Here is a 25,887-nt window from a genome sequence, read left to right on the forward strand (position 1 = left end):
CCAGCCGCGAACTGCTGGAGATCTCGCAGGGCCTCGCGGCGGCGGCCGATGCCGTTGCCGGGATCTGTCGGGTGCTCGCCGCCAAGGGCGCCGCTCTGGCAGATCCGGCTGAGCGTCAGCCGTTGATTCACGAGATGACCCCAGGCATCCGCTTCAAAGACCAGCCCGATCTTCCCTCGAGTGGCGAACCGAAGCGGATCATACTGTTCGGCCGCGCTGACGACGTGGGCAAGGAAGCCCAGGAAGCGGCTCACATGGTGCGCATGCTCGGTGAACGCGGTGAGAGCGTGGAGCTGGTGGTGCACGGCGTCGCGCCCGAGAAGATCGTTGACGTCAGTAGGGAACTGTCCGAGCTGGCCGGGCGGCCGGTGATCGTTGAACCGCGCATGGGCGCTGGCGAACTCCGCGCGAGCATCCGCCGCGCTGCTCTGGTGATCAAGCCGCGCGCCGACGGCTTCGACCCGGTCGCCTTCGAAGCCATCGGTATGGGCATTCCGGTGCTGGTGCCTCGCGGCAGCGGGGTTGGACAATTCCTCACCGACCCGTGGCGCGTGCCGACACAGCTGGCCCAGTACTCGGTGGTGGAGCAGGATTTCAGTGAGCCGGTGCCGGTCGAAGCCTGGGTGGACGCGATTGCCTACCTTGTCGGTGATCTTCCCAGCGCATGGGCGGACGCCGCTGCGCTGCAACAACATCTGCGCGAGCGGAATACCACGTGGAAGCAGGCGGGTAACGAACTCGTCAAGGCTGTCATGGGTGCCGACGAGAACACCGATGACGATTATCTGTCCCTTTTCGGACCGGCTCCGCGCACCGAGAGTGGCAGTCCGCGCGTACTCGTGCTCACGCCAGCATGGGACCGCGGCCAGGGTGGCCTCGAGGCGCTCAACATGGACATGTGCACCGCCTTGGCGCGAGCCGGGGGCGAGGTGTTCGTCCGTGTCGATCACCCAGCGGACGGAATTGTCACATCGCCCGGGGTGACACTGATCGGATCGGACGATGATCTTCCCGACGATATCGATATCGTCCTCGGGCACTCCTCCATCACCGGACCGGCCGCTCTGGACGTCCTCGACGCCAACTACCCCGACGCCAAATACGCGCACGTTGTGCACTTGGTCGCAGACGCCTACCACCGGGTACTCGGCACACCAGAACGCGGGGAGCAGATTACGGCTCAGCAAATGCCAGCGATTAAGAGAGCCCATCTGGTGCTTGCTCTGGGGCCGGTTCTACTCGATCACGCTCGCGACCTGGTGCGCCGGTCCGGGCGTGACGACATGCCGCGCTTTTTCGAAATCACCCCCGCCGTTGAGCGGGTCGAGCTATCGCAAGCCAGCCCACCAGAGGGCGATGAGCCGTTCCGTGTTCTGTTGTTCGGGCGGACGGAGGATCCGCAGAAGGGCGCGATTGAAGCGGCTCGGATCGTACGGCGACTCGCGGAGCAGGGGCGCAACGTTGAGCTCATCGTCCGCGGAGTGCCCGCAGACCGTATCGAAACCGCTCGGCGAAGCCTGGAAGCTGCGGCCGGTTCGGTTCATGTCGTTGTCAGGCCACGCACGCCTTATCTCGCGGACCTCCGGGCCGACATGGAGGAAGCGCATGTCGTCATCTCGCTGGGGCCAACGGAAGGGTACGGCAAAGTCATACAGGAAGCGGCTGAAGCCGGTGTTCCTTTTGTCGTGTCGAGGGGCAGCGGTGCGGGCCGCGACTTCGAGGAACGGTTCCCTGCCGAAATCGTCGGACCCAGCATCGTGGAGCAAGGTTTCGAGGACCTGGTGCCGGAGGAACTCTGGGCCGAGGCATTGGGGGAGATCCAAGACGATCTGCCCGCAGCCCAGGAACGTGCGCGTGCGTTGCAAGAGTTGATGCGGCAGGAATACTCGCAGCGACGACTCGGCCGGGCTCTGCGGGCGATGCTGGTACTTCTTGTCGAAGAGCCACTGCCCGAGTCCGCCCAGAACCCGGCGACAGCCACGCACACCCAGCGAGTGCTTTGGCAGGTCGACGACGACGGCACGATCACCACCTCCGATCCGATCGCCGCGGAGCTGCCCGAATCCGAGATCGGTAGACGTTTGCTCCTCGACATGCGGGCGCATCCGTATTCGAATCGGGTAGGACTGCTAGGCGAAGGCCGTGACGCGCGTGTGATCGTGCTGGAATCCGAAGTATCCGAGGATGATCCGGCGTCGACATCCGACGCGGAACGGGTCCAGGTCGTGGTGGCTGCGCTCACCGACCGGGCGATGGCTGCGGTGGAAGCAAAGTTGTTGGCCAGGATCGGCGCTAGGACCGGAGTTCCTGCGCGTTCGGGTAGGACCTGGGGGGTACCGGTTGATTTCTATCGGGTCGGTGCGTTGCAGAGCGCCCTGGTGGAGACCGCGGAGATACTGGTCGACGATCGCACCGTGCTGATCCGACTCGGCGACGTCTGGTACCGCCATGACGGCAGCCGAGCCGATGCGGACGAAATATCCGCCGCCCGCAACTCACTGACGCGAAAGGCCGCTGGGCCTCGGGTCGACGGCCTGTTCACCAACATGGGAAGTCTGGGTGACGGAGGCACCAGTGGTCGCCGGGACGCGGAAACGACCGCTCTGACCGACGATGGTCGCCTGCGTCTGCTGGAGGCCGTTCAGGAGGACCACGGCCTCGATCGGTCCGAGGTACATCGCCTCCTGGAACAGTCCGACACCGAACTGATCAATACCGGACTGGCGCAGCTCACCGAACCTCAGCGCACCGCGTTGCTCCTGCGCTTCGGCCCGCGTCAGCACAGCCTCTCGGCGGTCGCCGTCCAAGCCGGATTCGGTTTGGACACGGCGGGATATCTGGCCTCCGAGCAGGCCGCGATCGAGGCACTTGCGGCCGACCTCGGAGGTGCCGACCACGGTTCTCCGAGCAGCGCGCACCGAGAACGCGAGCCCAACACGTCCAGTGCTCGGGAAAGCGACTCGGACGCAGTCGGTGGGGACACCGGCAGCAACCTGGAGGCAGTCGCGTTCGCGGCGTGGCCGGAGGGCCTGCGGCCGTGGTTGCAGGAGCTGGACGGTCGGGCCGATGCCGAGCGGGTGATGGCCGACCTGACCACAGTGTGGGAATTCCTGTGCGGCCCGGCACGCAATCCCGTCGGCGATATCGCCGCTGAAGCGGATGGCCGGCGCACCGCGGGCGTCGGGCCCGATTCTGCTGATCGGGTCGGTGCCGGCACCGAGACCGAACCCGGCACCGAGCCGGATTCTTTCGCCAAGCCCAAGGTCATTGTCCTCACCGGCAGCGAGGATCTCGGCTCAGCGGCGGTACTCGCCAATTGGATCCGTGACATCGGATCGTCGAATGCCTACGTGGTGCTGTCGGGATTCAAGGGTGAAACCGCTCGATTCCGTCTGGTTCTCGAACAGATGGGGGTCGATCCCGACCGGATCTTCGACGAACCCGAGGCGCGCAACTCCGTCCAGAACATCACGAAATCCCTTGCGAAGCTCGAGTCGATCCTCGGCGAGGGGGCGGTGGAGGAAGTCCACTACCTGAGCAATCCGCATCACGCACCGCGGGTGCTGTGGGAGGCGCGGCGCCTGTACCCGGGAATTCGCGCTACGGGGGTGTCGGCGGAGGTCTCGCTCGACGCCTATCTGCTCGACGGAATGCGGACCGATCCGGATCGGCGGACGCCACCGGAGGACATCGCGGCGGTGATCCTGCTCGAGGCGAAAGGAATGCTGGAACTGCCGAGGCGCCGGAAGTCCCCCGGGATTCGGTTCCCGGACGACGTTCTCGAGGCCTTCAGCCGCCTGTCCGCAGTATTCCCCGCGGTATACGCGCTCGATGTGCGAACGAGTCTCACCAAGAAGTTCGGTGCGGGGCCGGTGGTCGAGGCGGCCCTGGCGGAGGTGATGGCGCTGGCGAAGGGGCGGTCGTCCGAGCTCTACGCGGCGTCGGGCGATGCGGGGCTGCACCAGTTGCGTTACAGGCGGTACCTCCCGTGGCTGGAGAAGGAGGCAATACCGCTGGTGGTGGACCGGCACCGGCGGTTCGCGGATCGAGCTGGCGTCGGTGTTCGCGAGTTGAACGCGATTCTCGGCGATGGGTTCGGCATCGATGTCGAGGTTCGTCGGCGGGTGGCGGACGCGCTGCAGCAGGAGCGCGAGAATCCTGAATCATCTTTCGGCCCTGTCGGTTTGGTTCCGCCGCCGAGAATGGGTCCTGCTCGACCGGCGGCGTGGCGCTCGAACGTGTGGACGCGGGCGGAGTTCGCGGCCGCACGAACCGCGGACGGGACGCCGACCGAACTCTCGACGCTCACCACGACCTTGCGCGAATTCGGTTTCGGCACGGCCGCGATAGAGGAAGCGGCGCGGGTGTATTCCGCGGCGGTCGAGGAGGCGGTTCGGCACACCGGAACGTCAGCGAGCGTGGCGATGGTGGTGAAATACGAAAACGGGCGTGCCGTATTGCGACTCGGTGTCTTCAGCTCATGGCCGGTAACCGCCGACATCACCGACATGTCGAGGCAGGGGGCGCAGGGAGAGTTCATATCGAAGGTCAGTGCCGAAACCCTCGCACACGACGAATGGCGGACGGTCACCTATGTCGAGATGAGCGCACCAACCGATGCCCGGATAGCCGGGACGGGTCGGCCGGAGGAGCTGGGCGTGCGCCCGGATGACGGTGGGGCCGTCGTGGAGGGCGCAGAAACGTCGCCGTTGGACGGACTGTCCACCCCGACCGAGGAAGCTTTGGCTCTGGCCAAGGCGGCTCGCCGTCACGTCGGGTTGCTGCTCGCCGAAGTGGTCGAGGGATTCGGTCCCCTTCGCCGTCAATTCCTCACCGAACGGATCGAGGCGGATTGGGCGCGCGGCGGGCCCAAGGGCGGGATCAAGGCAAATGAGGTGGGCAGTACTCCGACCGGCATGTTGCTCGAGTTGGCCTCGCGTGCGGTGACGAGGCGAACCGCTCGTGGCGAGCATCTCGACGAGCTGGCCGATGTTCTCGATCGTGATACCGGCACCTTCGAGGCGGTCGCACGGACCATCCCCACGGAGAATGTAGACCTCGTCCGCCGGTATCTCGAGCACAGGCGAGCCGGGACACGTACCGAGGAGATATTCGCCGCGCTCGCAGCTGAAGTCAAAATCGACGGCAAGACACTGACGGCCGAAGCGCTGAAACAGCGCATCTATGGCGCGGCCACCGCGATGGCCCACGCATTGCCGCCAGGTGCGGCCGCACTGGGAGATATCGCCCTGGCGATCCAGGCACACGACCCGGGGTTGGTCGAGGACTGGCTCCACGACCTCGAGCGCTTCGGACTGCGATCCATGGCGGAGCGGCTTGTCCTGCGGGGTGAATTGCCGACGACGGTGGCACGTGACCCGAAGGTGCGTGCGAATGCGCCGACTTTGAACGCAGTGCGCTTCCGGTTGTTGCGAACCCTGATCGAACGTGTGCCCGAAGGGTCGCAGATTTCTCACCAGGCCAATGGGGTACGGGCATCGGTTGAGAACGGCCGGCTGGTGGTGGTTTCGCACGGCGAGGCCGATCTCGCTCAGTGGTTGGCCCGTCTGCTGGACCAGGACTCCGAACTCGCGCTCGCGGCGTGGCGTGGACAGGTGACGCACCGCCATGTCGATGCCGACGGATCTGAGCGCGAAGGGAGGCTGCTGCGCGTTTCGGTGGGTTACTCGTCCGGGCATGAGCCCGCATTGGTGCAGGTGGACGGTGAATGGTTCGACAGCACGGGTTCGGTCGCCGCTATCGAGGTGTCGGAGCTGCTCCGTCGGCGCGGTAGGGAACGAGAAGGTATGTCGGCGCGGATAGAAGCCGCGGATGCCGCCTGGGCACTGTTGCCCGACGGGGTAGACGGTGTGCGCCGGCAGTCGCAGTACGACGACCTGGACGACGCGGCAGGCGAGCCCGGTAACGACCTGCTCGGCGATGCTCTCCAGGGTTCGTGGGCGTCCGCCGAAACTTCCAGGCCGAGTGAGGAGCCGGAGTTTGCGGCGGGGCGAGCGGTCGAGGCCGAGGCGGCCGCAGCAGGGCCGGATTACGCGCCCGCAGGTCAGATCGGAGACGACGCCGATGCCGACCACAGGGCCAGGCGGGGCGCGGGCCACCTGGAAAAGGACACATCGGGCGTCCCGACGGTACTCGAGCCCCACGGCGGACCGCAGGTGTGCGCTCCCATGTCGCTTCTCTTCGCGGCCGAGCATCTTCTCGAATTCGATGACGAGCAGATGCGAATTCTGCAGGAGGTCCTGCAACGAATCGAGCAAGCAGAGCAGGTCAGCGAATTCGGGATGAGTCCGCGTACTCTGTCGCGTCTGATGGGTGCGCCATGGCACGTGGGCGGATTCGAAGATCGAGACGACGCGGCACAATGGGTGGCGTCGTTCGGTGGGTTCGTCATTCTCGTCGAAGAGTACGAGAATGCGATCGACCCGGACCGGTCCGGTGCCCATGTGAGTGTCATCTACCGCGACGGGGGAGCACCCGGAACACTGGGTGACGGCGACGTACGCATTTTCACCGTCGAATTCCCTGACGGCAAGCCCCCGGTGGGCACCGATACGGAATACGAGTGGGGACAGCTGCCGGAGAACGTTTCGAAGACGTTCGGCATGGTGGTCAAAGCCGATCGGCGTCCGGAAAGGGAGCTGTACGACGGCGAAGACACATCTGTGTTGGCGGGGGTTCGATTCTCGAAGTTCGCATCGGGCGGGCCAGCCCCCGCCATGCTCGAATCGCCGACGTATGCGCGGACGGCTCTTGCGGTTCCGTCTCCCGTCGCCGACTGGGACGAACTCGATGCCCACCACCGGTCGGCGATGCTGCGGGACCGGGAGACGATGCGTGACCTGTCGACCACCGAGGCGGCGAACTTGGAGGCCTCGCTCGCGCGGCTCGCCGTCGCGGAGGTGATGTCGCGCGCGGCGGCCGCTGCCGGAGGTCGGCTCCCGGTTTATGTGACCTCGTATGACGCGGTGGCAGATGGTGGTTCGGGTGTTGCGACAGTCGTACTCGGTGGGTCGGAGCCGGTGGACCCGGCCGACTGCATCGGGAATCCACTGGTTTTCGATAACGGTGTCGACCTGGATGCGTGGTTCATCGCCGAACATGGGATGGCGTTCACGGGAACCGACCATCCCGACGTGGATCGGTCGGTGGCGCTCGCGTTGGCACGCGCGTTCGACGAGCGTCTTCTCGAACACCCCGAGCTCATGCTGCTGGGGATCGGGATCGTCGAGGATCGGTGGATGGGCCGAGTCGATGGCAACACTGTGCCACCGACGCGACATCGTCATGGCGTCATCGTTCCCGATGAGCTCGGATACGCGGAAATCGAGATCAGCCGAGCATTCGCCTCGAATGGCCTGCGTTGGCGCGGTCTGGCGGCCCAGGCGTTCGGCAAGGGCTCCCGGTCGGCGGCGGTCTTGGCCCGGCCGGTGCTCAATGTCGCCGTCCACGAATTCGGCCATGCCCTGCACCTACTAGTACACAATCAGGTCGATGAGCGATTGTTGGAGGTAATCGACCACACCTACATCGCCGAGCACGGGATCGCACCGACGACCACCCAACGGATCGCCTGGGTGAAGCGGGAGCTGGGCGACTACATCGCCGAAGACGGGACGATCGATGCGGGGGAGTTGGTCGCGGAGTCCTACGCGAACCATATCGTTCGCGGCGCCGGTGCATCGGCGCTCGCCACCGCAATCCACGACCTGCTGATCGAGAAACTGCGTGCGGCTTATGGTGATTCCAGTCAATTCGTCGACAACGCACTGAGAAGCGCGGCCGACCGAGCACTCGCGTCTCGGTGGATGCTGCCTGAGCACACGATGGTGAGCCGGTTCAACGGCTGGTGGTCGGCGCTGGCCGAGGGACAGGAGATTCAAGCCAACGGACTCTCGTGGTTGCAGCAGGCAGTGGTGCACACCTACCCGGAGTACGTGTGCAGATCCCCAGATGTTCCGCGTCAGATCCGCCACCGCGCTGCATTGCGTGCCATGACGCGAGATCAAGCCGACCTGCAATCGATTCCGCCGGAGCTCCGCAGCCCTGACGACCAACGGCGCCTGCGGAACCTGCTCGACGCGCGCGCTGAGTTGGCCGAGTTCGAGCGGGCTGTCCACCACGCGGTCGAGGACTGGATCGATCTCAATCGGTCGTTGCTCGGGAAGCTGACCGGGATGAGCCACGTGCCAGTGGCGCCCGTGTACGTCGACGACTACGTCTCGCGAAGATTGGTGGGGCACCAAGCTCTCGATGTGGGGGACGTCGATGGCGACGGCATCGTCCGGGGCGACTGCCAGGCGAGAATCGTGATCGGTGGGGTCCAAGTGGTGGACGGCCGACCGGGCTTCGATATGCCGTCGCCGGGCACCGATCTCTCGGATGTGCCCGGACTGCGGCTGCTGCCAACGGTTGGTGCCGATGACACGAATTCGATTTCCGTACCACGGAACTCGGTGTACTCGCCAGGCACTTTCGTGCCGACAAATCCGGGCAATTCTGTCGGGCAACAGCTGTGGAGCGCATCCAGGCGGCATTCAACCATTGAGACGTCGAATGTCAGCACGGAACCTCCGGCCATCGATGGTTCGGCGACCGGAGCGCCTGCCCCGGGCGCCGAGCGGACTACCGATGATGCGCAGAACTGCGCGTGGTTGATGCTGTTGATCAGGCGTGCGAACTCGATGTCGGCAGGACTCCCGATCAACCCCGCCGACGAGGAGAACTACCGAAGTGGCCTCGCCGGCATCGAGGGCGATACCTACTCGGCCTTGACCGGCGAGCGCTGGACACAGACCTACTACTCGCCAACCGGCCTGCGGACGGCCATCGAGACCTTGTACACCGCCCCAGCCGGGACATACATTGAACTGGCCGTCGACTGGATCGCAATAAACGACAACGGCGAATACACATGGGGTACCCACCTCATCGGAGGCCGCAACACCGACGACGGCAAGATCCAGATCCTCGACCCGAGGGACCTCACACCCGGCGATAAGGCCCTTCTCGAGGAGGGCAAACCGGTCCCCGATGATCGCTACAGAAATTACCCAGAGGGCCTGCCGGAGTGGGTCGGCGACACATCCCGGGTGAGCGTGCTCGGTGGCAGCCCTGCCCCGAGCGAACAGCACAACAGCGGCCCGCATTACGCGATGCGCGGGCTCTCATCAGGGGCGGGTGCCGAGGGTGACTCCCGGCGTGGTAACGGAGCCGGCGGCGGTGGCATACGGCCGACCGGCGGGCCTGCAGATCCCATCGAACTTCCTGTCGAGGAGGCGGATTCGACGGTCGGCGGTCCGCGCGTCCGGGCAGGCGCTGTGGCTGCGGCGGTGACACGCAACCCCGGGGTGCAACAACAAGTCCTTGCTGCGTTGCACCAAGCTCGCGACGCCGTGGTCGAATACCGTGCCGGTGACGGTTCGCCCAGCCGGTGGCCGGTGGCGATCAGCAGGGGCAGGGTGTACGTCCAGGATTGGGACGGGGACGGCCGCTGGTACCGACCAGACCGGACAGCTGTCGAATCGTTCGACGACGGTATGGACTGGACAGAATCCGGACTGGAAATTGCTGGGCCGCCCGCGGATTGGGTGGACTTCCCGCGTAGCGAGTCGGAGGTGTTCCCCCGCTGGGAGGATTCGGCGCTGGCAGGGATGGGGGCCGGGTTCTTCGCGGGCGACGTGGCACACGAGTTCGTCTTCGTGATTCCGCACGACACTGTGCGTGAACGAGTGTGGCTGGCGAGCGGGTTGACCGACGCTGTGCGGATGTCGGCGCTTCCCGCGGAGTGGACGGAACTCATCCGGAACCGGTTGTCCGCGGCCCTGCGCTCGGCTCGGGACTCGGACCGGGATGTGCGCGAGGTGCGGGTTCAGGTCAGGGAAGGTCAGGTCTCGCTGGTTCTCGTCGAGAACGGCACACCGTGGTACGAGCTGGCGGTGCACGAACGCGACGGTTCGCTGCATACGTCCACGACGGTGGTTCCCGAGAAGTCACTCGGTGTTGCGGACCCGATGATCGAGCGCAGCATCTACGATGCTGTCCGGGACCTGCCGCCGGACGAGCAGGACGCGGTCCTTCCGAAGATGCTCGCGGATGCGCGGGCGGTCAAGATCGGCTCCAACCGCCCGGCGGTCCGAGTGGCGATAAACGCCGAGCGGGGCGTCTGGAAACCGGAAGTGGTTTCGGACCGGCGCATGCCGATCCGTGCTGCGAAGCGAACCGTGCTCGATGCCGATCTCATGGCCGGGCGGCAGGCACTGTCGGCGATCGCCGCCGCGCGGGGCGATCGCCGGCCCGTGGATTCGGACACCACGGTGAGCCCCGGACCGCGCCCCACTGATCGAGTGTCGATCACGGCGGAAAGCGGAAGCGATTCGGGAACTGCTGCCATGGAAATCGCGGACTGGCTGAGTAGCCACGGATTCGGTGCGTGCACCGCGGAGGTCGCCGCGATCACGGCGGAGCGGCCGTCCGGTTCCGTCACGGCATCGATATGGTCGACCGACTCCTCCGCATGGCTGCTCGTGGAGTTCTACGACGGATCCGGACAGCGACAGGTCACGCTGGACGTCGTCGGTCCGGAGGGTGATCCCAGGACAGTCAGGCGTGTGGACGCCTTGTGGTCCACGTCATCGGAGCAGGCTCCGGCCGAGCCGGAAGGCGTGCAGCACGCTCATGCCCGCGCGCAGGTGCGGCGGTTCGGAAAGGCAGTGTCGCGACCGGACACAGCGAGCGCCGAGCCACCGGCAGACATTCTCTCCGATACCTATCCGGTGGTGGATGCGGCTCTGCGGTGCGCCGGTCCGGCATACGCGACGACCGAGATCCTGGACGGCTCGAGCGTCCGCGTCACCGTGCGCGATGCCGAAGGCGCCGGTACCCGGCTGATACTCACCGAGCAGGCGCCCGGGGACGAACCGTGGTCGGCTGCCGAGCTCGGTACCGCATTGACGGCGGAAGAACGCGACGAGGTGCTGGACGCCGTCGTCCGGTGCCTGCCCGCGGATCGGCTGCCCATGGCCGCCTCGTGGATAGGCCGGCTGGCGGATATCCAGAACGGGGCGGCACCGATCCGGATCGAGATGAAGGGTACGCACCAGCGCACTCTGGTCGCCCACAACGTAACCGGTGTCGGTGCGCGGTCTTCGTGGATCGAGCTCTCACCGCGCACCGCTACATTCACCGGGCGGGTGGACGGCGAGGTCACGATCGAGAAGCTGGCCGCGCTCGGGGCCACACTGACCGACACCGTTCCGGAGTTGTCGATTTCCTGGCTGGCCGAATGGCTGGCGGCGGCGATGACCGAAAACACCCGGCTCACCGTGACGGCCCGCGACGACGGGTCGGTGGAAATCGCGCTGTACGAGGGCTCGCACCGGACGCCGTACCACCGGATTTCGGTACCCGCTTCTCGGCGGGCCGATCGAACCGATGTCACGGTCCGATGTACATGGGACACGCGCAATATGAGCGACGGCGCGCGAGACGCTTTGGTCGATACCGTGCGGACGCAGCTTCTCGAGGTGTGGGGGCGTGGGTCGAAAATCGTGAAGCGCAGGGATTACCGCAGCCCGCTCGACGCCTTCCTCAGTGCATTGGCCGCGGAGTCCGGCGAACTCCATGCGATTGCCGCGGAGGTGACCAGCGATACCGGCAACAGGCAACCCGCGGTGCGATTGACCACTAATACCGGCAGGAACACCGAGTACGTCACTGCACCGGAAACCATGGCCGAGCTGGTCCGGGACGAGCTGGAGAGCGCCGAACGGGCACAGCGCCTCGCGGGAATCGACGCGAACGCCGCGGGGCTGACCGGGTCTTCCCGGGTGATGCCCAATGCCGGGGAACGGCTCGCGGAGGCCACCGCCCGCGTCGCGCGGCTGCGCGAGGAATTACGGAACCTCGAGGAGAACCCCGCCTTGCGGGGAGCGGTTCCGCGCTGGGATCCGTTCACGCGGATGTTCCTGCCGTGGTGGCCGGATGCGTTTCCGGAACCGGCCGTACCCGATGGCATGGGTATTCCGGCCGATGTGGCGTCCATCCTCGACAAGGTGCGCCGAGCCACAGTCGACGAGCGGAACGGCCGGCCCCTGTACCGGACCGATGTTCTCACTTCGGAGGAGATCGACCGCGCCTACCGGTATCTGGTCGAGAACCAGGCGAATCGCCCATATCAGTTCGAGAATATGCTCGGTGTTTCTCGCGATCTGTTCGGCCCCGTCGGGTACCGGCTCAAGGCGTATCAGGCCTGCGACCAGTTCTTTACCGAAAAGCCCCCTGCCAAAGACCCGGATTCCGACGCGAAGGTGTATGGGCGCCGGGCGCTGGTGCGGCAGCTGAAGGCGGCCCTGGCCGATGATGGTGCGCGCGGCGAAATAATTCGTTCGGCGGCGGGGATCATCGCGGATCCGGACCGGCGAGACGATCTGCTGGCGATTCTGGACGACAATCTCTTGGTCCTCCTGTCCACGAAGAAATGGTTCACGGACGGAAATCTCATCTACCCGGAAGACCGGCCCGGCCCTGGAGAACTTTCCGGAAAGAAGTTGAAAAAGGCCACGGCGGAGTGGAAGAAACGAGAGAATGAATGGAAGGAAGCCGAACGGCATCGCCAGGACCAGTTGGCGACGGAGATGCTGGAGGGGGGCGCGGTCGCTGGATTCGTCCGGGCCGCACTTATCGACAGGGTGGCCCACAGCATCCTCGACGACTCGTCGGTCCGCGAGTGGAATTCCCAAGGGGCCAGCGCCGAAGACATGATAGCCGACATCCTTGGACAAGAGGACGTCGTGGAGCGCTGGATCGAAGAATCCATCGACCGGGTGCACCAGAAATACAAAGAATCGATCAATGCGGCGGACATCAGCGAATGGGCCGAGGAATGGTCGCTGCGGGAAGCGGACAGGCGGCAGCACGATCTGCTGCACGATCTGGACGAATGGTCCCTGTGGATCGACAAGATCACGGCCAGATATGAATACGGGATGCGCCGCGCGTGCGGTGGTGACGCGTTGTTCGACGGAGAACGCTGGAACGCCGAGCACGGTATCGAACCGGTAATTCCCATAATCGGTGACACTCCCGTCCTCGAGATCGCCATGGCCTATCTCAAGGGATTATTCATCGAGGTCGAGGGTGCCGGGCCGTACTACTGCAAAGCCATGGAGCTGAACGACGACGGAAGCATCACGATCACGCTCGCGAACGCGCCGCTCGACGAGATCCTGGGCGCCGTGATCGCGGCCACGATCTACGAGATCCTGCGTGGCACACGGGTACATATCGTCATGCTCGAGGACAGCCTCCATGAGGAGCCCGGCAGAACCGAACTGGCGGAAAAGCAGAAACAGCTGAAAGAACGGAACCCCGTCCTCGCCGACCTCGAACTGGACATTCCCCTCATCGCGGAGCAGTCGGACGGTATCACCACCTACACCGATGACGCCAAGGCGTATTCGCTGATGGTGGGCTTGTTCTACGCCGACGAGCTCGGTGTCCCGCTCCGAGATCAGGTGAAAGTGGACGAGGGCAATGTCCCCATCGACTATCTGATCGAAACTCTGGAAAACGCGACCCATCTCCAGAACAGCGGTTTCCTGGAGCTGTATTGGGCCTGCCGGGATCATCACGCACCCGATACAGGCGACCTGCAGTTCGATGCCGGTGGCCACTGTGCGGTGCCCGGGGAAGACCCGGAGCCAGGTAAGGACAGGAAGCCATGTGGGAAGAATCTGTGCCGGTACGTGCGGTTCGGCGATGTGCACATGCGGCTGACCGAGGAGGACGGCACCGGTACGTGTGAAGCGCTCGATCTGGGCGCGTATCTGCGGGATGCGCTGGCGTACATGCGCAACAAGAGCATTCTCAGCGTGGTCTTCCTGCGCCAGTACATGAGAGATCAGATGGTGCCGGTGGGGACGGGAGCACAGGCGCTGGGCCTGTACTACAACAGTGCGGGGTTCGAAGTCGACGAAACCCTTGCTACCGAGCCGCAGATGATCGCCGGCTTGCGATACGGGATGGCGCGGGAATTCCAGCGAGCCGTCGAACTTCTCCGCGAGATATTCGCCGACCGCACCAAGCTCGCCGAGAAGTTGCGGGAACACCCCGTCACCGCGCAGCCGGGCGACCTCATGCGTCACCGAACGAATTACAATAAAAATCAGAAGGAAGCCGATGCACGCCAGGCAGCCGAGGCGGAGCGGCATATTGCCGCACTCGAAGCACAGCTCGCCGAGGCGAACGCGAAAATCGCGCGGCTCGAACAGACATCCCGCTGGTCTGGCAATCCGCCCCCCGGATTCCACGCCCAAGGCCCGGATGGGTTCTACACCCCACGCGACCCAGCGGATTCCCAGCGCCGCCGACTGGCCTCCCGCGCGAAAACCGTCGCGGATTGGTGGCACGGCCTCACCGATGCCGTGCGCACCGACATTGTGGAGAATCGCAGTTCGGACCTGGGCCGGATCCTCGACCGGCCGGTGCTTGGGGAAGTCACCAGGCAGTTGGAAGCACGCCCGGGTGCCCGGACCACCGGGGTCGGGTCACCGGCACTGGCAGCGTGGCAATTGCTGCTAGATGTTCTCGGCCCGGCCGCCGCCGATACGCGACCCCGTAGCGGCGAACGTGGATCCGCCTCCCCTGCTGAAACTCCGGCCGGCCCCGACGCTAGCCCTGATCCGTTGGTGCCCAAGTGGCGGCGCAGGGCGGATCACGAAATGGCCGCGCTGCGGGAACGCATCGCGACGTTGCGCGCCGAGATCGAGCAGGAGCTGGGATCCGGTGCGGGACCGGACGCTCTCCTGGTCATCGTGCGTCGCGCCGAGCATCTCCTCGACGCCGCGGCGCAGTCACGGGAAGACCTCGCCGAACTCGACGCTTCCAGTCCATCGATGGGGTGGAAGCGCCGAGATCTGAATCTTCTGCTGGATCGCGCACGAGCAACCGTCGACGATGCTCGTCGCGAGCTCACGTCCGCGTGCTCGGGCGAGGCCGAACGACGAGCGCGCGCGGGCTATGCCGAGGCAGCGGAGATCCGGGACCGTGTGCGCGACGAGATCACCGCGCTGGGTGCGGATCCGGCGTCCGTCCTCGACCACGAGCGTTTCGCCACCGCGGCCGAAGCGGCCGGGTCGGCGATCGGCAGCGACCGGCCGGAGTACGCCACCCTGCTCGAGCTGATCCAGCAGGATCGCACGGCCTCGATGAACGTCGACTACTACGGCGCGCGCATTGCTGAACTTTCCGCCCTATCCGAACGGCTGCGCTCTGCGCAGGTTCTGCCGGACCTGCTGTGGGAGCTGTTGGCGGCCGACCGCCGTCGCGCCGCACACGCCGAAGCGATCCTTTCGACCATCGCCGAACTCGGTCTTCGGACGGCGGCCGATGGCTTGCATCCGAACCGGATCGGCGCGACGGTCGACGACTTGGTGTCGGGTTCCTCCGGTGGGCAACTCTCGCCCGAGTCCGGAGCGGTGATGGACCGGCTGGCGGAAACGGCTTTGCTGTACCGGCTTTCCGATGCGGAAGTTATGGGGTTCGTCCGGCTGGCGGACGATCCCTCCGCCAGCACCGGCGCTGATTTCGCGACGGCGACGCACGCATACGCCGCTGCATTCGTCGAGCACCGCAGCGTCCGGGCCCGGATCACGGCCGCCGATCCCCGGCTGTGGCTGACACGAGGCGATAGTGTCTACGAAGACGTGCTGGCAGCGGACCCAGAGCGGCGTGCGGCGCTGATCGAACTCGCGCCACTACTCCGAGTCGCGGAATGGACGCGAGTGCACTACGGCGAGCGTGCGCGTGCCGCGCTGCTCGCGAAACCCGCTGAGGGAGACGCCCGCGGTGTTGACGCACCAGTCGTGCTGGGTCCCGAGGTTGCGAAGTTGTACGCCGAGGATGTCGTTGCCAGCGAAAAGACGCGGAAGCAGCTCGCCGATCGGTTGGCGGCAGATCCCTCGACAGCGGACCTGCTCGAGGGGCAGGTCGATCCACGGACGGCGCGAGATCTGGCAGCCGAGCTCGACACGCTGCTGGAGGAACTGGACGAGCGGATAGCGGAGCTTTCGGACGACGAGCGGCAGGCCGGCGAGATCGCCGATCTCGAAGAGCAATCCGATCGCCTCGAGACTCTTGCCGATCTGGCAGAACGATATTCGCAGCTGGTCGGCAGGGTCCGCCGACTGGAATCGATGCTGCCGCGCGAGGGTGACGATCTCGCCGACGTGGTGCGCGCGCACATCGACGCGCACGACGACTTGCAAGCGGTGCCGAACAACGACCGCACTGCTCAGAACGAGCGGTTCGCCGCCGCGCATCTGTCCGATGTGTTCGCCGAAGGTGCCGCCGCCGACACACCGTTCACCCTGGCCACCACAGCGTTGTCCGAAGCGCTCGCCCGGTACCTGCGCGCGGTCGAGGAGGCGGCGCGGTTGGGCACGCAGGAGGCGGCCCGCGCAAGAGCCGGGGACCTCGGACCCGAGGCTTTCCACCGCGAGCACATCGAAGACACCCTGCATCACCTGGGTGAAGTGCCCGGATTGCGTGCGGCGGCGACAGCGCAGGAGAAGGCCTATCTGGACGTCGTGTATCACGCTGCGCGCGTGGGGGATACGATCCGACCGACCGAGTCCGATCCACCCGAACTGGTGGATCGCTACATCAAGGCCGAGCAGGTGCTCGGCATGCTCGCCGCGCGGATCAACGAGCTGGTCGCCGCGTTGCCCTCCCGGGTGAACTCCGCGGATCTCTACGCGTATCGGTTGCCTGGTCTGGTGCGCGAGTTGCGGCTGGTCCCGGCCGGGTCCGTACGCGAGGTGGCGATCATCGGCGCGCTCGAGGAACTGGCGCTGCGGCAGGTCCTCGTCAGCCAGGTACTCCTCGACGTGCGTGCCGAGCTGCGTGCGGCGCGTGCGGGCACATTGTCGTCGCCGGCGACCGGAACGCTCGTCGAGACGTCCGCCACCACCACACCTGCCCGGGACGGCGCGGGAACCGTGACCGTCCACGCAGGCGATGCTTCGGATCAGGACCTGCCCGAATTCGTCCGTGAGCACGACAACGAGCGGTATCGACGGTGGCTCGCGGTGTTGCCGAGGGACCAGCGCAACGCCGTCGAATCCCACCTCTCCGTGGCAGGAACGACCGACGGGGCAGAGGCTTCCGGTGCGAACTCCGAAGGCACCGAACGGTACCGCCGCGGCTACCGCAAGCTGGCGGAATTCCTGCGGTGGGAGTCCCAGCTCGCGGCCGCGACGCCACGCGTTGTGAACCAGCGACGGCACAACTTGTCGCCGGTGGAAGCGCAGGTTCTCACAATGATGTTCAGCCCCGACGCGACGGTGACGAGCACGGCGGAAGCGACCGGCCTCACCGCGTCCGAGGTAGCCACGGTTCTGCACCGGGCGATGGGCGAGCTGGCCACATGGGTTGCCGAGCACTCCGCTGTCGGCACGGACAGCGGGCTCGGTTTCGAACTGGACCTCGCACTGAGCGAAGCGAGGGCGGCGCGCGCGGGATTCCTCGCCCAGCTGACCGACCACGGTCGTGACCCCGCAGACTTCCCACCCGGTGTGCCGCTGGTCGACCTGCGTCGGATACGGAAGCAGTACAGCGATCAACTCGCCGGACTCCCGGTGAGCGAACAGGCCGCGGCCGCGCGGCTGAACCTGCTGATCACCGCCCACGACAACTGGATCGAAGGTGCCGAAGGCTACTACCGTATGGAATCGCGCGTCAGCGCGCTCGTCGCCGTGGGCGATGCCTATCGCGCACGCGAACAGGCCGCCGCTCGAGTCTCCACCCCCGCGGCGGCTGCGGGCGTCGACGCCCCCACGGGGGACCCGGGGCCGGACGACATCCGTGAGCTGGTTGCGCTGCGAGCGAGGTTCAAGCCAGTACTCGCGAGAGCGTTCGCCGACCAGCCGTCCGCGTCCGTGCTTCGACCGCTCGTCGATCGGTACGTTCGGCTCAGTGAACTGATCGAGGCGTCGGAAGCGTACGCGGATACGGTTCATCGCACCGGCTGGGCGATCGATCATGCGACCCGGCTCGTGGCGGCCTCCGGGGACGAGGCCGCATTCGACAGTGCCATCAGCGACGCGCTGATCGCGGCGTACGACGCGGCGCTGGCGGAGCCGGACGAAGACCGCGGGCCCACGCGGCGGACGAGCGGTATTGCGGCCGAGATGGATTCGAGCGCCTTCGGACCGCGGCACCTAACCGGGATCCGCGCACTGATCGAGGCCGACGCCCATTTCATCACCGACCGAGCGGCATTCGTCACCTCGGGTGTGGTTCGGAAACTGGTAGTGCTCGTCGATCCGGCCGATGACGACTTTGCTCGGCGCGCGGCCGTGGCGCGGATCACGGCGAGGTTCGGCAGGGCCGTCGTCGACCCCGATGCGACGCCGATCGAGTTCTGGCAGGTCGATGCCGACGGCTCGGTCACCGTCGCCGAGCCCAACGGCGCTTTGATCGAAGGGTTCCCGGGTGCGACGGCAGGAGCCGGCCCCGGCGCCGAGCAAGGACCCTCCCCGGCCGGAGATCGTGTCGCTCCGACGTCATCCGAGCAGACGCAGCCTGGTGATGGTGAGCGTGGCGGCGACGGTCACGGTTCCGACCCGGAATCACGTTCCGACGCTGGGGATTCGGGTGTTCCGAGCTTTCGGCTCGAAGCCGGTGAGTTGATCGTGTCGTCGTCGGAGCGCCCGGATCTGGCTCAGCTGGTGGCCGCCGAACTGGATCGCCGCCCGGACTTCCGGTCGGCGGTGTGGCGGCGCGACGGTGCGTTCTCGGTACGGTTCGTCGCTGCCGACGGCGAGCTGGGGCCGAAGAAGCGGATGCAGGCGATCGTGGCGATGTCCTCGCGCGAGACGCCCGTGGCGGTGCGGGGGGCGGACCGGAAGTGGTACGGCGGTAGCGGCGTGCTGTCCGACGATGCTGTCGCCGAACTGGCCGCGTTGACCGGAACCGGTGGCATAACGCTCGGGGACATTCCGATGCTCGGCGGGTCGGCCGCGATGTCGGACATACCGGTCGACAGCGGTGACGAAGACTCCCAGCTGGACGGCCTGGCCGGGACGTGGTCGGGTCTCGCTGCTGAATCTCGGACCGGCGAGGAAGGACCCGAGCGGCGCCGCGGGCACGAGATCTATTGCACGGCACGGGCGGACACGTGGGAAGCGGCGATGGAGTCGGAGGCTTCCGTCATCGAGGTCTCGGTCACCATGGACAGGGCCGGTCAGGTGTGCGTCGACGAAGGACTGCCGTTGTTGTCGGAACTGGCAGCAATGGCAGAACGGGCCGGGAAGGTCATCTCGCTTCGTGTCGATCCCGAACCGCACTGGCGCGGCGACATTCTGCTGCGCCTGCGGGGTGTGCTCGGTGCGGCGGTCCTGGACATCCACGGCACGGGGGTTGCGTACGAAGTGGGCAGTTCGTACTGGCCGCTGTTGGAGACCGTTTCCGAAGTCGCTCGGGATGCTCGCGCCAAGGTGGCTCATGTCGGCGGCGGTCCGGAGGTGATGCAGTGGATCGGTGATGCCGAACAGGTGAATCTGCCGAGGACCGCGTGGGCGTACGGTGCGACAGACATCCGGTTCAATGAGCGGTCGCTCACCGGAGAGCTCCTGCTGCAGGCCAGGCAGATTCGCGAGCTGCGCGTCATCGGGACCGCGGACAGCGCCGCGGAAGTACCCGCATGGTCGGCGCTCGGTGTGGACGCGATTTCCCTCACTCAACCGGAACATGTTGCTACCGCGAGAAATTCCTTGACAACCGGTGGCGGAGTCGAGGCGTCGAGTACATCGGCGAGGCGCGGGCGGACCGCCGAGGGCGCTTCCGAAGGGCTGTCCCCGAAGGACATAGCGGCCGGGCGGCTGGCGAAATTCGAGGTGCAATTCGACCTGGCAATGGCGACGCCGAGCACGGTTGCCGCCGCGGTGAACTCCGGTGCCAATGTCATCGGTATCGATGTCTGGATGATCGAAGGCGTGCCGATGGTTTCCCATCTGAACTGCCACGACACCGCGCAGCTTCCGACACGCCGCGCCATCGCGGACGGGACCGTCGAAGAGGCCCTCCGGGCCGGAATGATGTCCCTCGATGAATTCGGACGCGTGGTCTCCGGTCGGGGCAAAGCGGTCGTGATGCGCTGCAATGGCAAGGATTGGAACGATGATCCAACCGAGGAGTTCGTTCGAGAATTCGCGGTGCGCAGTGCGGCGGTCCTGGCGAAATACGATATCCGCTATCGCTGGGAGAGCAAGACGCCGGAAATTCTGCGTTCCTTGGCAATTCCTGGACTGCCGGTCGGCCGCACCCTGGACGCAGGCGCGAGTCCTAGCAAGGTCGCTGCTATGGCGCGCGAGTGCGGTGCGACGATGGTGATCGCCCACAACGGGGCCGCGGCTCGCAGAATGGTCGAGTGGTTCGGGCGGCGGCGGCGCGGCGCGCGGCTACCGGTGGTGTGCCGCGCGGTGAACGGTGCCGTGGCAGCCCGTGAACTGGCTGAGTTGGGTGTCGTCGGCGTGGTCACGGACCACCCCGGTCGAATGCGCGGTGTTCTCGCCGAGTACGGCGTGGAGTCGAATTCGGATCGTTCACCGGGCCCCTCGATGGCGCCGGGTAGTACGAATCCGGGCATCGCGGTCCATGCCGTCGCGGATCATGGCGGTATCGAGGGGCTGGGACGAATGCTTCGATCCGATGTGGCCTCGGTTCAACTGTGCCTCGCGTGGACCGCGGATCACGTAGCAGTCGTCGTGCCCGCGGGAACCGCTGCGAAAGACATTGCCAAGATTGCCAAGAGAGCATTCGGCTACGTGTATGCGGAAGGAGCGTTCTCGCTTCAGCAAGCTCTCATGCTCGCCGCCGAGACCGAATGGAGTGGCAAGTTCTCGGTGGTCTTTCTCACCGACGGTCTGTCGGAAATGGACAGCGACGCCTTCGTTCGTTCGGTAACGGCGTCCGGTTCGGGCGTAACGAATGTTTCACGTGTGTGCAGCAGTGATCCGCGCGTATTGGAAAAGGTGCGGGAACTCCTCCCGTCCACGACGGACGCGGCCGAGACAATGGACTTCGTCGGTGTCGTCAAGCGGGGCAAGACGCCGTCCGACGAGCTGCTGGAATGCTCGTCGTCCCTGTCGATCGACTTCCGTGACCTGACGGCGGATCTCCTGCTGGCTACTCGGGAGATACCGGTGATCGCCCGCGGCGCGGACAGCGCGCAGGACATGGCCGTCGCGATCGGACGCGGTGCCGACGGTGTGGAAACCCGTCGCCCCGATCTGGTTCCGGCGCCGATGCTGCCCTTCGAGATCGATCGCGTGGAACCGCTGATTGCCCGATCGGGAGGCACCGGCGGCATTGTCACGGTCGACTACATCTGCGAGAACGGTGACCGCGCTGATTTTCTGCGGGGACTGCGATCGGGGGCCTCGACGGTCTGGGTCCCCGTGATCGTGGTCGATGGCGTTCCGGTCCTCGGTACGAAAGCACCCGTTGCGGGTGCGGCGCTCGAGGATCTGAACGCGATCACCCTCGGCGAAGCAATGCGCCTCGCCCGGCGAGCACGAGTTGTGCTCTCGGCGAAGAAGAAAGTAATCGGTACGGGCAAACGCTCCGCTGAAGCCGAGACGTGGTCCATGCTCGCCGTCTTGGAACGTTCTCGAGGACAATACGAGATTCGATCCAGCGACGAACGTGAAGTCGCCATCGTCGATGAGTGCGCCGAGAAACACGGCGATATTCTGGTCGTCCTCGATAACGTCACCCCGGAGCGAGCGAGCCGAATGATGCCGGCGCGCCGCCCCCGTGAGATCCGGCATCGGATGGCACCCCGGGAGAGGGCCATGGTGTTGGAGGGCGAGGACGCGAACAGATACTCGGACATGCTGCCGACGTCGACAAAGGCCGGTCTCCGTACCGTGCTGTACGAACCGCTGAGCTCGATTCAGATCAGAGAGCTCATGTCTGGAGGCGTCACCCGCATCGCCTACCGGGCTTGGGCGCGCGGCACCGTCCGCCGCCACCTGGCCGCCGTTTCGGGCGAGGACTGGCTCGACACACAGTTCTCCGTCGCGGGTGGTACATCGGAAGAGTTCGAACAGGTCGTTGCGTGGGTGGTCCAGCGGATGGTGGCTCATGGCCTGCCTGCCGCGAGCGATCAGGTCCGAGTCATGGCGGCGGCGCTGCGCAACGGACTTCCCTCGGTCCCGGGACCCAGTGGTCGGTGCACGTTCGAGTATGTGCATTCGGATGCCGCCCCCACGGTCGAGATCCATAACACGCTGCCAACGGACCTCCTCCGGTCGGACAGCCAAGTCGACCGTTCGGGCCTGGAATCCGTGTGGGACGTTGACTTCGTCGATGAGATGGCGACCCTGACCGTGAAGCGTCCTAACGGAGCCGGTAGAGCGAGGTTCAAGAAGGAACGGCTCGGTGGGTTCCGGCTTTACGCCCCCGCGACCGATGAGCATCCGGCGCGCGATCAGGTCATCAGCCTTCTGGAGAAGCAGCGAGAGGACGCACCTTATCCCGAAGAGCTGGCGGTTCTCGTACAACTCATCGCGGTCGAATCCGGGCAGGAGCTGGCATGTAGCTTGATCAACGGCACGCTCCAGGCTTCCTGTCATGGTGGTGGAAGGCGATTGTGGACGTTCAGCGCGTCCGGGGAACAGGCATCGAGGCGCTTGCGGCTCAGCTGGGACCTGCTGGACTCGCACTCATACACCCGCGTGGTCGAGGCGCAGGGCCGAATGTTCGAAGGTCTGCATCCGTTGCTACAGCGGCTGTTCGGGGACGGTCGCATCGACGGACTGCTGGCGGAATACGGAAAACTGGCCCTGGCGGCGGCGTTCGAGGGTGACACGATCGAAATCGGCTGCGCGGATACCGATAACGCGCTGCACGGCTTCGAAGACGCGGCATTGATCGTGCGATTCGACCTTCCCCATGGCACCTCGGCAGCCACCAGGATGCGATTCGTTGCCCGGCGCGCCGTTCCCATCCCGAGTCTGCACACCTGGCTGACCGAGGTGGCCTCCGGGCTCGAGGGCACTGTGCCTCGTGCCTTGAGCATGCTGAACACACTGCTCGAGCGACACCATCCGCTGTCGGTGACCGTCGATTCATCGGTGGTCGAGGGACGGCGGGCGCTGCGGGTGCACATCGAACGTGGCGGAGCCTCGTTCCCCGCCGCGGACCGAGAATGGATCGGCCGCCAAGCGGACGGTTACGAAGCGGGCCGGCGCTCCGACGACGATGGAACCGTAATCGACTGGGTCACAGCCGTATTCGTCACCGACGAGGAGCCCGGTGATGCGCCGGTGGACGCAATCGGATCTGCCGTGATGCCGGAGGACGGAGCCGCCGCGGCCACGTCCTCCGCCACGACGGCAGATCCCCACGCCGACGACGAAGGTGGCGAGGCGCTCGCGTCATCTGCACCGGGCGACCGAGGCGTAGGGGCGGGCGACAGGTTCGGCGAGTCGGACCCTGGTGGCGACAGGCAGGTGCCGAGCGGCTTCGGCGCCGACGTCCGTCCCGAGGACGAGGCGTTCGGAGGGGGGCTGCGGCACTTGCTGGCAGGCGGCCCGCGGCGACCGGCCCCCTCCCGCAAGCGGATGCGCGGCGGCCGCCATGCCGGTTGGTCATCGACCGGTGGCGACGGGGATGACGCCGAACGCGGCGTTCCCGAGGACGGTGCGAACTCGGTTCCGGGCAATGCAGACGAGGGCAGCGGTCGTGGGGCCGAGACCGACTCGGAACACGGTCCGATATCCGGTCGCGACGAATGGGAGGTAGCCGTCCAGCGGCGGAAACCGGTCAGCTGGAACAGCTTGCTGGAAGGCAACCAGGTTCTGCTGCTGGGGGAGAACCATAGCAGTACTCCGATCCGCATGTACCTGGCGCGGCAGGCGGGCGCGTTGCGGCGGGCCGGCGTTACTCACTGGGGTATCGAGGCACCGCCGAATCCAGTGTTCGACGCATTGAATGCGGGAAAGGCGGTGAGCCTCGAGGGTGTGCATTGTGGCCCGTTCGAAGGCTGTACCGAGGTGGTGCGTGCCATGGCTGCCGAGGGGATCACCATTGTCCCGATCGATATCGATCAATCGACACGGCCATCCGAGGAGGCGCGCGAAAAGTACTTGGCCGCTGCGGTAAGCGGGATCGTCCGGAATCGAACGGATGTCAAGATGGCCGTTCTCGTCGGGCTGTTCCATGTCGGACGCGAACAGAGGAGGCATGGACTCCTGCCGATGGGTGGACGTCTGCACGCGAGCGGCATCGACACAGTTTCTGTTTGCTTCGCTGGCGGGTACCAGACGAAGAGCATCTTTGCGAGTGCTGCCCGCGCCGCCGGAGCGGGTAGGGAGACATTCTGGACAGATCTACGGATGAGCGACGCTGATTCGGTCCTTCATCTGCCACAGCGGTATCTCTCGCAAGAACGTTCCGCATGGCAGCCCGGTTTCGTCTGGATGGACTCTCTCTCGTCACCGTCCACATTCAGTGGTGGTGTGCTGGGGGCGCGGGGCTCGAACTTGGGCAAGTTGACCCACTACATGAGTTCGCTGCCTCCGTCTGGGAGCCGAGCAGGGTGGCGTGCTCTTGCCGAGTCGATGCGACACGACCATGGAGACGGTACATCTACGCATGTGCCGCATTTTTCCGTCGACGATCCGGAAGCAGCGCCGGACGGCTCGACGGCAGATCCCCACGCCGACGACGAAGGTGACGAGGCGCTCGCGTCATCTGGACCGGGCGACCGAGGTGTAGGGGCGGGCGAGAGGTTCGGCGAGTCGGACCCTGGTGGTGACAGGCAGGTGCCGAGCGGCTTCGGCGCCGACGTCCGTCCCGAGGACGAGGCGTTCGGAGGGGGGCTGCGGCACTTGCTGGCAGGCGGCCCGCGGCGACCGGCCCCCTCCCGCAAGCCGATGCGCGGCGGCCGCCATGCCGGTTGGTCATCGACCGGTGGCGACGGGGATGACGCCGAACGCGGCGTTCCCGAGGACGGTGCGAACTCGGTTCCGGGCAATGCAGACGAGGGCAGCGGTCGTGGGTCCGAGACCGACTCGGAATACGGTCCGATCACCATTGACCGGTCGGACTGTGTTTCCGATGACGAGTTCGTCGCCGAGGTGGCGCGGCGTATTCCGGATGCTGCGATCGCGGAGATCGTTGCGGCTACGGTGCGGCGAGGGTTGCCCGATACCCCCGATGGATTCCGGGTGCGGGTCACTGCGGCCGGCGACGAGGTGAGGGGGTTTGTTGAGGAGTCCGAGGAGTGGTGGTTGCGGGTGACCACTCCTGCTCTCGATCGCGTCAAGATCGAGGTGTCGGTGGCCGAGCACGATGTCGACCTTTTCTACAACACCGCCGATCGTGTTGGTGACATCGTTGAGCGCGTGGTGAGCAGTCAGGGTGCATTGGCCCGCCACTGCGTCGAGGTGCACGAATCCGCCTGCGCCAACGGTGATGTGACGGTCACTGTGGATATCAAGGGCGCTCCGGGCAGCCGGACGGTCACCGCCGAGATCAACGGTGAGAAAGTAGGAAAGGGGTGGGAGACCGGCGCGCGGTGGATCAGCGATCGCGGTGGTGACGCTGCCGGTCTTGCCTGGACTGCGGCTACCGCAACGAAGCGGCTTTCTGATGCGTTGCGAATGAAATTGACGTCACGGTTCGAGGACGTTCGCCGGCCGATCATGGAGTTGATCGGAAGTGCGTTGCAGGCCGTTGACGGAGGACGTTTCGTTATCGATCGTCAGGACGTCGGTCCGGCCCCCTCGTTCACCATCTCCCTGGACGATCGCGGCAGGCCGTGGCTTGCTGTCACCGCTGAGGGCGCCAACCGTGTCGACC

1 protein-coding gene (cut by both window edges) is annotated in these 25,887 nt (G+C 65.9%); it reads left to right on the forward strand.

This entire window lies inside a single protein-coding gene on the forward strand: locus AB0M45_RS21745, encoding a glycerophosphodiester phosphodiesterase family protein (protein ID WP_364331931.1). The 93,477-nt coding sequence extends 34,816 nt beyond the window's left edge and 32,774 nt beyond its right edge, so the window shows coding positions 34,817-60,703 (codon 11,606, partial, through codon 20,235, partial); the first complete codon in view begins at position 3. Both the start codon and the stop codon lie outside the window.

Origin of the sequence: Nocardia sp. NPDC051787 (genome assembly GCF_040681325.1) — a bacterium.
Classification (GTDB): domain Bacteria; phylum Actinomycetota; class Actinomycetes; order Mycobacteriales; family Mycobacteriaceae; genus Nocardia.